Origin of the sequence: Streptomyces sp. NPDC014995 (assembly GCF_043080745.1) — a bacterium.
Taxonomy (GTDB): Bacteria; Actinomycetota; Actinomycetes; order Streptomycetales; family Streptomycetaceae; genus Streptomyces.
Genome location: NZ_JBIBVX010000012.1, coordinates 90,416 through 103,027, shown reverse-complemented (window position 1 = coordinate 103,027; position 12,612 = coordinate 90,416). Strand labels below are relative to the sequence as shown.

General features: G+C 73.2%; 11 protein-coding genes. 6 read left to right on the top strand and 5 right to left on the bottom strand.

All coding sequences use genetic code 11. From position 1 onward, the window contains the following. Positions 1 to 41: 41 nt before the first annotated feature. Positions 42 to 716: a bifunctional DNA primase/polymerase gene (locus ACF1A1_RS23955; RefSeq protein WP_392002549.1), complete on the bottom strand. Its 675-nt coding sequence runs from the start codon at positions 714 to 716 to the stop codon at positions 42 to 44. Positions 717 to 1,026: 310 nt separating this feature from the next. On the opposite strand from ACF1A1_RS23955, the gene ACF1A1_RS23950 reads away from it, so the two are divergent. Then, positions 1,027 to 2,412 (top strand): transcriptional regulator, encoded by a 1,386-nt coding sequence (locus ACF1A1_RS23950; RefSeq protein WP_392002548.1) that lies wholly within the window; start codon positions 1,027 to 1,029, stop codon positions 2,410 to 2,412. Between the two features lie 200 nt (positions 2,413 to 2,612). Beyond that, positions 2,613 to 4,220, top strand: a complete 1,608-nt coding sequence (locus tag ACF1A1_RS23945) for a hypothetical protein (RefSeq protein WP_392002547.1) — start codon at positions 2,613 to 2,615, stop codon at positions 4,218 to 4,220. Positions 4,221 to 4,235: 15 nt separating this feature from the next. Here the strand turns inward: ACF1A1_RS23945 and ACF1A1_RS23940 are convergent, their stop codons facing one another. Then, positions 4,236 to 5,552: an ABC transporter substrate-binding protein gene (locus ACF1A1_RS23940; protein WP_392002546.1), complete on the bottom strand. Its 1,317-nt coding sequence runs from the start codon at positions 5,550 to 5,552 to the stop codon at positions 4,236 to 4,238. Positions 5,553 to 5,669: 117 nt separating this feature from the next. Here ACF1A1_RS23940 and ACF1A1_RS23935 point away from each other — a divergent pair, with 117 nt between their 5' ends. Both ACF1A1_RS23935 and purU read left to right on the top strand, forming a co-directional pair. Then, positions 5,670 to 6,173, top strand: coding sequence for a hypothetical protein (locus tag ACF1A1_RS23935; protein ID WP_392002544.1), 504 nt, complete (start codon positions 5,670 to 5,672; stop codon positions 6,171 to 6,173). Between the two features lie 76 nt (positions 6,174 to 6,249). Then, positions 6,250 to 7,134 (top strand): formyltetrahydrofolate deformylase, encoded by an 885-nt coding sequence (gene purU, locus ACF1A1_RS23930; protein ID WP_392002543.1) that lies wholly within the window; start codon positions 6,250 to 6,252, stop codon positions 7,132 to 7,134. Between the two features lie 26 nt (positions 7,135 to 7,160). On the opposite strand, the gene ACF1A1_RS23925 is transcribed toward purU, so the two are convergent. Then, the gene (locus ACF1A1_RS23925) at positions 7,161 to 8,591 is read right to left on the bottom strand and encodes a zf-HC2 domain-containing protein (protein ID WP_392002541.1); all 1,431 of its coding nucleotides are present in this window, start codon (positions 8,589 to 8,591) and stop codon (positions 7,161 to 7,163) included. Next, on the bottom strand, positions 8,588 to 9,169 hold the full coding sequence (locus ACF1A1_RS23920; protein WP_392002539.1) for a sigma-70 family RNA polymerase sigma factor: 582 nt from the start codon (positions 9,167 to 9,169) through the stop codon (positions 8,588 to 8,590). Before ACF1A1_RS23920 ends, ACF1A1_RS23925 begins: the two co-directional genes overlap by 4 nt. 339 nt (positions 9,170 to 9,508) lie before the next feature. Between ACF1A1_RS23920 and ACF1A1_RS23915 the strand changes: the two genes are divergently transcribed. Further along, positions 9,509 to 9,889 (top strand): STAS domain-containing protein, encoded by a 381-nt coding sequence (locus ACF1A1_RS23915; protein ID WP_392002537.1) that lies wholly within the window; start codon positions 9,509 to 9,511, stop codon positions 9,887 to 9,889. A gap of 225 nt (positions 9,890 to 10,114) precedes the next feature. Then, the gene (locus ACF1A1_RS23910; RefSeq protein WP_392002536.1) at positions 10,115 to 10,627 is read left to right on the top strand and encodes an EF-hand domain-containing protein; all 513 of its coding nucleotides are present in this window, start codon (positions 10,115 to 10,117) and stop codon (positions 10,625 to 10,627) included. 476 nt (positions 10,628 to 11,103) lie between these two features. Here ACF1A1_RS23910 and ACF1A1_RS23905 read toward each other — a convergent pair whose 3' ends face one another. Next, on the bottom strand, positions 11,104 to 12,603 hold the full coding sequence (locus tag ACF1A1_RS23905; protein WP_392002534.1) for a class I adenylate-forming enzyme family protein: 1,500 nt from the start codon (positions 12,601 to 12,603) through the stop codon (positions 11,104 to 11,106). Positions 12,604 to 12,612 lie beyond the last annotated feature (9 nt).

The following is a 12,612-nucleotide window of genomic DNA, read 5'->3' as shown; positions in this document are numbered from 1 at the left end:
GACCGTCGGCGGTGGAACGGACCGCCGCCCACAAGGCGCCCCTAACGGTCCCGACCGCACGCATAGGCCAGCGGTGAGATCAGCTCCTCCCCGTCCGGCAGCCACCGGTTCGCCGACGTCGGCCGGCAGGCCCACTGCACGGCCCCCCGCGACCCGAACCGCGTGGGCGGCGCGGCCACGTACTCGCCCTCGCCCAGCACGACGAGATCCAGTGACCCCAGGGACCAGCCGAGCTTGCGGATCAGCTCCGGCACCTTCACCGACGCCCCCGGCAGAACGAAGAAGTGCATCCGGCGATCCGGCGTCAACGTCACCGGCCCCAGCGCCAACTCCATCCGCTCCATCCGCGCCAGCGCCAGGAACCCCGCCGTCTCCGGCACGGAGATGGCGTCGAACGTACGCCCGGTCGGCAGCAGGATCGAGGCGGTCGGCTGCTTCTGCCACATCCGGCGCGCGACGGTCGCGCTGCCCGTCGCCTGCGTCGCCCAGTCCGACCGGGAGGGATGCGCCCCGGGCGCCGGACACGCCGCCTCGCCGCAGGAGCACCGCTGCACCCCGTCGACGGCTTCCAGCCAGGTGCCGGGGAAGACGTCCCAGTGACGTTCCTCGGCGTAGCGAACAGCGGTCTCCAGCAGCGATTCCCCGCGCTGCTTCGGGATTTGGGTGGCTTCGGTGCCCGCGATGGTCTCTTCCACGATGAACACAACTCTGGGCATCACCAGGGGTTACGCCCACCCGTGTGCGCGGGGGAGGAGCATCGATTGCCCCTCCGGGGCGCATGGGTGCATGGGTGGGGGCGCGCAGGAGGAATGAGCGCGGCAGCGGGTAGTCACGCTTGGGGGTCGGCTTCCACCATTACCCCGGCAATCCTCGCATGCCTCGCATTCTCGCCCTTCTCATGGGGCATTGATCTTCACGGCCGGAACTTTTCGGTGGAAGACACGTCAACTCGGTGCGCGGGACGGCACCGCAGCCACACGGCGAGCGAGCCGAAGGCGAGCCGCCAGGACTCAGGGGGTAGTGCCCATGGCCGCAAGGCCTCTTGTCGCGCGGCAGCCGAACGAACGGCTGCAGGCGCTCATCCAGGAAGCGGGGTGCTCGAACGCCGGGCTCGCCCGCCGCGTCAACATGTGCGGCGCCGAACACGGCCTCGACCTGCGCTACGACAAGACGTCCGTGGCCCGTTGGCTGCGCGGCCAGCAGCCACGGGGACGCGCCCCGGCGATCATCGCCGAGGCGCTGGGCCGCAAGCTCGGCCGTACGGTCACGATCGACGAGATCGGCATGGCCAACGGCAAGAACCTCGCGGCGGGTGTCGGTCTCCAGTTCTCGCCGACGGTACTGGGGGCCATCGAGCAGGTCTGCGAGCTGTGGCGCAGTGACGTGGGCCGCCGGGACTTCCTCTCGGGGTCGTCCGTGGCCGCCTCGGCGCTGGTCGAGCCGAGCCGCGACTGGCTGATCTCCTCGCCCGACGCCCAGGTGGCGCGTTCGGCGGGCTCGCGGGTGGGCCTGTCCGACGTGGCGGCCGTGCAGGCGATGACGCAGGCACTGGTCGACCTGGACCACCAGTACGGCAGCGGGCATGTGCGTCCGGTCGTCGTGCACTACCTCAACAGCGTCGTCTCCGGCCTGCTCGCCGGTTCCTACCGGGAAGCGGTGGGGCGTGAACTCTTCGCCACCGTGGCCCGTCTGACGGAGCTGGCGGGCTACATGGCCGTCGACACCGGACAGCCCGGCCTCGCCCAGCGCTACTACATCCAGGCGCTGCGCCTCGCGCAGGCGGCGGGCGACCGCGGCTACGGCGGCTATGTCCTCGCCGCCTCCATGAGCCACCTCGCCGCGCAGCTCGGGAACCCCCGCGAGATCGCCCAGTTGGCGCGGGCGGCGCAGGAGGGCGCGCGGGGGCGCGTGACCCCCCGCGCGGAGGCGATGTTCCACGCGGCCGAGGCACGCGGACACGCGCTCATGGGCGACGTACGGGCGACCCAGGTGGCGTCCGGGCGGGCGGTGTCGGCGCTGGAGGCGGCCGATCCCGCCTCCGGGGACGACCCGGCGTGGATCGCGCACTTCGACGAGGCCTACCTGGCCGACGAGTTGGCGCACTGCCACCGCGACCTGGGACAGGCCGAGGCGGCGGCGCACTGCGCGGAGCAGTCCCTGGCCGGGCATCCGGAGAGCCGGGCGCGGCGGCGGGCCATCGGTTATGTGCTGTTGGCCACCGCGCAGGTGCAGCGGCGTGAGGTGGAGGAGGCCTGCAACACCGGCCTGAAGGCGGTGGAGTTGCTGGAGACGCTGCGCTCCAACCGGGGCGCGGAGTACCTGGAGGACCTCCAGCAGCGGCTGGAGCCGTTCCGGGAGGAACCGGTGGTCAGGGAGTTCGGAGCGCGCCTGGATCTTCAGGCCGCCGCGTGAACGGGCGGGGCGCCGGGGCGTGAACGGCGGGAAACCGCCCCCCGTCGCGCCGGGCGCGAGGGGTACAGCGCACGGCGCTCCGATTCCGTTACCGACCTCACTGGGAGGGAGATCACGTCCTGAGCTGCGTGGCACGGGGTTCCGGGGACCCGGTAGCGTGAGCCGACGATTCCGACAGTCCCCCGTTCGTAGGAGTCCCGGTGACGCAGAGTGGACAGGGCGAGGAGCCCTCGGCGCGGCCCGCGCACGAAGGCATCGTGCTGCCCTCCGACGGCGGGGAACCCCTGCTGCCGGGCAGGACGAACAGTCCCTACGACGGCCCGCAGCAGTACGCGCCGCAGCAGCCGCCGCCGTCGGCGCCGCCCGGCGGGCAGACCTGGGGCCAGCAGTGGGACACCCCGCAGCCGGCGGCCCCCGACGCGTGGGACCCCACGCCCCGCCCGGGCGCGGCCCCGCTGCCGCCCGAGGGCGCACCGGCCCCGTCGTACGGCCACGGCGTCCCGTCCGCGCCCCTGCCGCCGCCCGCCGACGAGGGCGCCACCCAGTACATTCCGCCGGTCCCCGCCGCCTCGGTGGACGAGGGCGCGACGCAGTACATTCCGCCGGTTCCGGCCGCCTCGGTGGACGAGGGCGCGACGCAGTACATACCTCCGGTCCCGGCCCCCGCGGACGAGGGCGCGACGCAGTACCTGCCCCCGGTCGGGCCGGGCGCGCTGCCCCCGGAAGCCCCGTCGGAGTCGACCCACTTCCTGGGCCGCACCCCGCAGACCGGCCCGGGCCCGATGCCCGGCGCGGGCGGCTACCCGGGCGCGGGCCCGCTCCCCGGCGCGGGTCCCCTTCCCGGCGCCTCGCCGTACCCCGGCGCGCCCTCGCACCCGGGAGCCGGCCATTCCGACGCCGAGGCCACGCAGTACATCCCGCCCGTGACCGGGCAGGCGCCGTACGGCGGGGGCGGCGGCGACCGGCAGCCGCCCGCGGAGTTCGAGAACCTCTTCCGCAGCGGGCCGGCCGGTGACGGCCCGGCCGGGTCCACGCAGCAGTTGCCGCGGTTCTCGGAGCCGGAGGCCGCCGGGCACGGCCACGGGCACGGCGGTTACGGGGCCGGGCCCGGCTACGTCCCGCTCCAGCCCTCGCGCGCAGTGGGGGACGACGACGAGCACAGACGCGGCCGGGGCGGCCGTACCGGATCGCGGGTGCCGCTGTTCGCGGCGATCGGCGTGGGCATCGTCGTCGTCGGACTCGGCGCGGGTGCGCTGCTCGCCGGCGGCGGCAGCGACCAGGGCGGCGACAACAAGACCGTTGCCGCGTCCGCCCCCGCCGCCGGGGGTTCCGCTTCCCCGTCCGCGGATCCGGCCGAGCAGCAGGCGGTGGCGCTGGACAAGCTGCTCGCGGACAGCGGCAGCAGCCGGGCCAGTGTGATCAGCGCGGTGTCCGACGTGAAGGCGTGCCGCAACCTCGCGCAGGCCGCCTCGGACCTGCGGGACGCGGCGAAGCAGCGCACCGAGCTGGTGACCAGGTTGTCCGGCCTGAGCGTCGACAAGCTTCCGAACCACGCCGCGCTGACCACCGCCCTCACCAAGGCGTGGCAGGCGTCCGCGTCCGCGGACAACCACTACGCGGCCTGGGCGGACCAGGTCGCCGCGAAGAAGAAGAGCTGCAAGAAGGGCCAGGCCCCCACCACCCCGCAGACGCAGGCCGGCAACCGCGAGAGCGGTACCGCCAGCACCCAGAAGGCGCGGGCCGCCACGTTGTGGAACGGGATCGCCCAGACCTACGGCCTGACCCGGCGCCAGCCGACCCAGCTCTGAGCCGCCGGCCCGGGCTCAGTCGACGTCCGCGTTCTCCAGCGTCCTCGTCATGTCGACGAAGCCGTTCCTGGCGGCCGCCAGCCGACCCTGCCGCACGGTCTGCAGGGTCACGTCGGCGTTGACCAGGCGCGGGAAGCCGATGGAGGCGAGCTTGTCGGAGAACTCCCAGCGAAGGGTCGGCGTGAGTCCGCCCGTGGTGACCTTCAGCCCGTCGTCCAGCGCGCGCCGCACGCTGCCGGCGGTCACCTCGCCGCCCCCCAGCGACTCCACGACCTGCCGGAACACGGTGTAGGCGATCCAGGTCGTCTGCACCCCGGTGTCCGCCGCGTCGATCCGGGTGTCGGAGAAGGCCTGCTCGCTGATGACCTTCTTCATCGCGTCCCAGCGGGAGTCGCTCGCCACCGGGTACCAGCCGGTGACGTACGCCCCCTCGAAGGGGCTCGACGCGCCCCCGGTGGCGTTGATCACCGTCTGGTCGACGCTGCCGAGCACGGTGGCGGTGCTCACCGGCGGGTAGTCCTCGCGGCCGCGGCGGAAGGAGTCCATGAAGGTGCTGGTGCGGTCGCCCAGCGCGGGCACCACGCACCCCTTCCCGGCGGTGTCGCCGGTCGTCCGCTTCAGGGCCGCCTCGGCCTGCGCCGAGTACTCGGTGGCGTCCTCCGCGGCCCGCTGGTCGTCGGACCCGTCGTGGCCGCCCGCCTTCAGCCCGGCGTCGAGCATGGCGGGCAGGGCGTCGCCCGCGATGGTGTCGGGGCGTACGAGCGCGACGGGACCGCAGGCCGTGGCGAGTTCCTTGCCGAGGCCGGCCAGCAGCGCGGGCTGGCCGCCGTTGACGGGGTAGGACAGCGGACTGGTGAACTCCGCGTTGGTGACGCCGTAGCCGCCGATGTAGGGAATGCCGGCGCCTTCCAGGGGAGGGAAGAAGGACTCCGAGTGCTGGCTGTAGGAGCCGACGACGGCGACCGCCTTCTCCTTGACCGCGCGTCGGGCGCATTTCGCGGTGTCCACGCCGTCGTTGTGGTCGTTGCAGGTCAGGACGGTCAGCTTGCGGCCGCCCAGCCCGCCGTTGGCGTTGACCCAGCGGGCGTAGGCGCGGGCGAAGGCGGGCATTCCGGGCTTGTTGGTCGCGGCCGTGCCCTCGGGGGCCCAGGTCATGACGACGATCGGATCGTCCCCGGAACCCCCCGTGGTACCGGGGACGATCCCGCACCCGGCGGTCAGCGACGCACAGGCCGCGAGGGCCCCCGCCGACAGGGCGGATGCCCTGAGTGGCCTGGTGAAGCGGAGGAACCTGGGGAGGAAGGTGCTTCGCGTGCGTCGCCTGCCGGTCATGGAAACGCACGATTCCGTCACATCACCAACCTGGGAGTGACCTCCGGTCAACGCGGGGTGACGCGCGGGTGAATTGCGGGGGGCGGTGCGGGCCGCGGGACGCGGAACGTACGATCGATGACCGTGCAACAAGGTTCGGAGAACTCTTCCCGTCGCGGCCGTCGCTCCTCCACCATGGGCGGCATGCCACTCAACGACATGCCGTGGTGGCGCTGGCGCAGCAATGTGCGCTCCGCGCTGCACATGCTCTCCGATCCGGTGTTCCAGCGGGACGTCTGGCTGGCCGGCGTGGACGGATACGGGGACGTCACCGACGCCGTGTACCGCCTGGTCGAGGACACCTGGCTGGACAACTGGTCCGCCGAGAAGTACGTCGGCACGATCTTCCGTGACTCGCAGGAGGCGGCCCTCGTCGACACGGCCGTGCTGCGCGTGCTGCGGATCATGCACCAGGTCGGCCCGGACGCGCCGGTCTCCGCCTACGTCGACCACCAGGCGTGGCCGGAGGCGGTGCGGGCGGCCCGTGACGCGCACGTGCGCATGGCCGTGGCCGACGGGGAGGACCCGGACGCACCGCCGCGCACGCTCGAGGTGCTGCGCATCCTGACCAGGTCCGCCTAGGGGCTGTCGTCAAACTCCCGCCTGCCCCGCGGACGGCGTTCCGCCCGGCCCTGGCGGGCATGAGACCCTGTCCTGCATGAGTGAGCAGTCCACCCGAGCCGCGGCGACCCTCGCCGACCAGTACGTCCTCACCCTGTCCTGCCCCGACAAGCAGGGCATCGTGCACGCCGTGTCGAGCTACCTCTTCATGACCGGCTGCAACATCGAGGACAGCCAGCAGTTCGGCGACCACGACACGGGTCTGTTCTTCATGCGCGTCCACTTCTCGGCGGAGGCGCCGGTGACCGTGGACAAGCTGCGGGCGAGCTTCGCGGCGATCGGTGACTCCTTCCACATGGACTGGCAGATCAACCGGGCCGACGAGAAGATGCGGATCGTCCTGATGGTCAGCAAGTTCGGCCACTGCCTGAACGACCTGCTGTTCCGCGCCCGTATAGGCGCGCTCCCGGTGGAGATCGCGGCGGTGGTGTCCAACCACACCGACTTCGCCGAACTGGTGGGCTCGTACAGCATCCCCTTCCACCACATCCCGGTCACGAAGGACACCAAGCACGAGGCCGAGGCCAGGCTCCTCGACATCGTCCGCGAGGAGAACGTCGAGCTGGTCGTCCTGGCGCGCTACATGCAGGTGCTGTCGGACGACCTGTGCAAGCAGCTCAGCGGCCGGATCATCAACATCCACCACTCCTTCCTGCCGAGCTTCAAGGGCGCGAAGCCGTACCACCAGGCCCATGCGCGGGGCGTGAAGCTGATCGGCGCGACGGCGCACTACGTGACCGCGGATCTCGACGAGGGGCCGATCATCGAGCAGGAGGTCGAGCGGGTGGGGCACGACGTCACCCCGGACCAGCTGGTCGCCATCGGTCGGGACGTGGAGTGCCAGGCGCTGGCGCGGGCCGTGAAGTGGCATGCGGAGCGGCGGATCCTGCTGAACGGGCGGCGGACGGTCGTGTTCGCCTAGGGCCCGTCCGGCGGCTCGTCCCCGCGCTACATACGGCTCAGGGACGCCGCCGCGAACAGGACGTCCCTGATGGCCTCCCGGTCGCCCAGCTGGCCCGCTGCCGCCTCCTCCGGTGAGACGTGGCCCGCGGCCAGCTTGCAGAACTCGACGTCGTCCAGGGCGACGTGGGCCACTTCGTGGTCGGCGGAGCCCACCGCGCCGGGGGAGTCCAGCGGGATGAGCCACTCGCCGCCGCCCGAGCCCTCGATCTCCAGGCGCAGGCTGCGGCCGGGCTGCCCGGCCGTCACCAGGTGCCGGCTGTGGCCCGGGCCGGCGAGCCCCGCGCGGCGGCGTTCGGCGAGGGCGCCCGGCAGCATGCGGGCGGCCAGGTCGATCATGCCGTGGAGGTGGCCCGGCGCGGGCGGCGTGTAGGGGTAGTCGACGGCCTCCGCGATGTCCTCGGCGTGCACCCAGCACTCGAAGGCACGGTCGACCAGCGCGTCCCGCAGCGGCAGCTCGAAGTCGCCGTACGACACCGGCAGGGTGCCGGCGCCTCCCCCGCCCGTGAAGGAGACCGCGCGGACGACGGCGTGTGTCTGCTCCCGCCACGGCCCGCGCAGGGAACGCGTCGGCGGGAAGTGCGAGGCCTCCCAGAACGCCTCCGTCCGCTCGGCGGGCGTCGCCACCGGTTTCTCCGCGGCCAGCGGGTCGTCGAGGCCCAGCGCGACGGCGACCAGCCCGTCCACGGCGAGCAGATGCGCGATGACCCCGGCGACGGTCGTCCGGCGGCTCGTCCCGCCCGCGCCGCGGAACCAGCGCAGCCGCACGGGCGCGTGCCACTCGGCGTCCCCGAAGTCCTGGAGCAGGGCGTCCAGGCGCGCGGTCTCGGCGTCGTACGACGCCGCCCACCCGGGCACCGGGATGAGGGGCGGGCGCCGGTCCAGGCAGCCCTCCAGGACGCGGGTGCGCAGGCCGGGGTCGAGGTCGAGGCTCTCGGGCCGCTGGAGCAGGCCGACCGCCTCGCGCAGCCGCCGCGCCTCGTCGGCGCAGGCGCCGCAGGCGCCGAGGTGTTCCTCGACGGCGGCGGTCTCCTCGGCCGAGCAGGCGGCCAGCGCCCAGGCGCCCAGCAGCGACTTGAGCACCGGGTGCTCGAGCCGGAGGGGCGCGGGGAGGGCGAGATCGGGCAGCGGCAGCCCACTGTCCTCGACGGAGGCGCGGGGCAGCGGGATGCGGCGCGGCGGGCGGGGGGCCGGGGCCGGATCCGGGCCCGGGTGGGCGCCGCGATCACCGTCGCCGCCGTGCGTGCCGTCGCCGTCGTGCGTGCCGCTGGATCCCTCGTGCGTGCCGCCGTCGCCGTTGTGCGGACCGCCGGGTCCCTGGTGCGGGCCGTCGGATTGCTCGTGCGGACCGCCGGGTCCCCCGTGCGGGCCGTCGGGTCCGTCGTCGTGGGCTTCGGAGCGTCCCGCGCCGCCGCTCATGCCGCACCCCCGTAGCCGGGCGGAGCCCCGGGCGCGGCGGCGTCGTGGGCCGTGGACAGCAGTTGCAGGCCGAGGCGGAGACGGCGGCGGGCCTCGTCCTCGGTGACACCGAGGTCGACGGCGGTCTGGCGGTAGTCACGGCGCTGGAAGTAGGCCAGTTCCAGGGCGGTGCGCAGGGGGGTCGGCATGGACTGGACGATGTAGTCGGCGCGGGCGGCCACGGAGGCGTGGCGGACCTTGTCCTCCAGTTCCTCGGCGGTGCCGGGACCGCCACGGGCCAGGGCCGCGGCCTCGGTGGCGCGCAGCCGCTGTACGGCGAGGCGGTGGGCCAGCGTCGCGACCCAGGTGCGCAGCGGGCCCTGCTTGGGGTCGTAGGCGTCGGGGTGTTCCCAGACGTGGGTGAAGACCTCGCGGGTGATGCCGTCGGCGGCCCGTTCGTCTCCGAGCACGCGGTGGGCAAGACCGTGCACGAGCGAAGCGAACCGGTCATAGAGCTCACCGAGGGCCGCGGCCTCCCCGCGCGCGAGCCGCTGCTGCATCCTGCGGTCCCAGCGGGGCGGTGCGTCCTTCTTCGTCATACGGCCCCCTCACCGTGCTCGCGCGTGCGTCCAGCGTGCGTCCACCGCCACCTCGAATGTAGTCGGCACGTCCGACGCCGCACGCCCCTTTGATTCAATGTGCGCCCCCTGTGCGTCGGAGGGTGGTATGGGGGCTTGCCTACCCGACCTCCTTGCTGATCAAGCTCGATCAGGCGTGATCGATCCTGATCTGTAGAGATCGAACAGGACTGAATGCGACTGGAACAAGCCTCTTTCCGTAAGTGCCCGTTTTCCGTCCGGAGTTTCGGGGCACCGCCGCTGGGCAGCCGCGCTGCAAGGAAGCGAAGGGACAGCTTCCGTTTACGGCGAGCGAAGGGCGTGGTGGTGGCCTTCAAAGTGACCGGCGGCGAGCAGGGCGGATGGGCCGTGCTCCAAGTGTCGGGCGAGCTGGACCTGGTGACGTCGCCCGTCTTGCGTCAACGGGTGCACGACGCGGTGGCCGAAGGCCGCCACAGTCTCGTCCTCGACCTCTCCGAGGTGCATTTCTGCGACTCCAGCGGCGTCGGCGTCCTCATCGCCGCCCGCCGCCTCTTCCGTTCCTGCCGGGGCAACCTGCGCCTGATCCTGCCGGCGCGCGGCGCGGTGGACGGTTCCCACGTCAACCGGGTCCTGGGCGCGTTGGGGGTACGCCGGCTCTTCGACGTGTACGGCGACGTCGCGGAGGCCGTGGAGGACGGTACGGAACCCCTGTCGGCGTAGCCGGGCGGGCAACGCCCGCCTCCCTGAACGGTGGCCGGGCGGGTCCGTCCGGCGTGCCCCGGTGGCGGTCACGTGTGGATCGCATCACGGCTCGGCCACACCCCTGTCCCGAAATTCCCCCGGTCTTGGCACAACCGTCACCTTCCCGCTGCCGGGGCGTCGCCGACGTCGTACGCTCCCTGCCGGAAGCACCCCCAGCAACGATCTAAGGCGGCCCGAGGAGACATGGTCAGCAGCGAGTACGAGCGCAGGATCGCCGGCCGGTTCGCCACCTTCGACCAGGACGGCAACGGCTACATCGACCGCGAGGACTTCGGCGCCGCCGCCAAGGCGGTGCTCGCCGAGTTCGGTACGCCGGCCCGGTCGGACAAGGGGCAGGCGCTGTACGCCGGTGCGGAGGCGTTCTGGCAGGGCATGGCCGGGATCGCGGACCGGGACGGCGACCAGCGCATCACCCGGGACGAGTTCGTCAACGGCGCGGTCAAGCGCCTGCGTGACAATCCCGACCGGTTCGCCGAGATCGCCCGGCCCTTCCTGCACGCCGCCCTGGACATCGCCGACGCCGACGGCGACGGCCGCGCCACCGTCGAGGACACCGCCCGCGTCCTCACGGCCCTCGGCGCGACCCACGAGGCCGCCCGCGCGGCCGCGGCGGCGCTGGACGCCGACGCGGACGGCAAGGTCGGCGAGGCGGAGATCGTCCCGGCGTTCGCCCGCTACTTCACGGTCCCCGAGTAGCCGCGCCGGCCCCTTGGCCCACCCACCCACCCGACTCGGTCGGATGGGAAGTCACCCACCTCCGGGGCTCCGCCCCGGGACCCCGGCGGGGACTGCGCCCCCGGACCCCTGCGGGGGCTGCGCCCCCGGATTGCGGCGGGCGTTGCGTCCCGTGCGCGCCTGCCGGGGTCGCGCCCCGTGGCCCACCCACCCACCGACTCGGTCGGATGGGAAGTCACCCACCTTTAGGGCTCCGCCCCGGGACCCCCGCGGGGGCTGCGCCCCCTGCACCCCTGCGGGACTGCGTCCCCTGCACCCCTGCGGGGGCTGCGCCCCCGGATCGGGCGGGGCGTTGCGCCCCGTGCACGCCTGCCGGGGTCGCGCCCCGTGGCCCACCCACCCACCGACTCGGACGGATGGCAAGTCACCCATCTCCGGGGCTCCGCCCCGGGACCCCCGCGGGGACTGCGTCCCACCAACCACCCCCTGCCGCCCCCTCACCCCGAATACCGCTCCCGCAGCTTGTACTTCAGTACCTTCCTCAAGGTCTCGTTGCGCGGTAGCGCGTCCACCAGTTCCAGTTGTTCCGGCAGTTTGTGCGGGGACAGTCCCTGGGCGCGCAGATACGCGGTCACCGTCGGCAGGGTCAACCTCTCCGCCCCCGGCGGTTGTTCGATCACGGCGCAGACGCGTTCACCGCGCTCGGGGTCGGGCAGGCCGATCACCGCCGCGTCGGTCACGGACGGGTGGGTGTGGAGGAGGTCCTCGATCTCCTTCGCCGAGATGTTCTCGCCCTTGCGGATGATCACGTCCTTGAGGCGGCCGGTAAGGACCAGGTGGCCGTCGGCGGTGAGACGGCCGAGGTCGCCGGTGCGCAGGAAGCCCTCCTCGTCGAAGGCCTCCGCCGTCTGGGACGGGTCCAGGTAGCCCCGGCAGACCGCCTCCCCGCGCAGCCGCACCTCGCCGTCCACGATCCGTATCTCCATCCCCCGCGGCGGCCGTCCCTCCGTCGTCGCGAGGTTCTCCGGGGTGTCGTCCGGTGAGCCCATGGTGATCATCGGGACCTCGGTCATGCCGTACCCGTGGGTGAGCTGCACGCCCATCTCGCGGACGACGGCGTGGTACAGCTCCGGCGGTTTCGGGGCCCCGCCCCCGGCCAGCAGCCGCAGGGTGGGGATCACCTTGGTGTCCGGCTGCTTGCGCTGCTCCGCCAGGAACATCGAGTAGAACGCGGTCGACCCGCCCGCCACCGTCACCCCGTGCCGCCGGTACTCCGCCAGCGCGTCCGGCAGCGCGAACTGCTCGAACAGCACCGCCGGGAAGCCGTACAGCAGCAGCATGACGGTGTAGTCGGGGCCGGCGATGTGGGCGTACGGGAAGGCCATCGAGCCCACGTCGTCGGCGCGCAGCCGCAGGGCGTGGGCGAGGCAGGAGCCGCCCGAGATCAGTGAACGGTCGGTGTGCAGCACGCCCTTGGGGTCGGAGGTGGTGCCCGAGGTCCAGTAGATCCAGCGGACGGAGGTGCCGTCGGCGGGCGGGGCGGGCAGCACGGCCGGGTCGCCGTCCGGGAGGCCGTCGTACGCCTCGAAGACGCCCTTGGCGCCGAGCCGTCGGGCCATCTCGCCGTGGTCGAAGCCGCGCCACACGCCCGGCACGGCGAAGAACTCCGCCTTGGACTCGCGCAGCGCGAAGCCGACCTCGCGGTCGCGGTAGAAGGGGATGACCGGGCTCTGGACGGCGCCCAGGCGGGCCAGCGCGAAGGTCAGGACGGCCGTCTCCAGGCGGGTGGGGAGCTGCCAGGCGACGACCGTGCCGGGGCGTACGCCCATGTCGTACAGGCCGGCCGCGGTGCGTTCGGCGCGGTCGCGCAGGGCGCCGAAGGTCAGTACCCGGTCGCCCTGGAGGAGGACCGGGTGGCCGGGGGTGAGGGCGGCGCGGCGGGCGAGGAGGTCCCAGAGGGTGCGGGACGCGCTCAGGGCGTGGGCGGTGTCGGTCACGGCGACCCC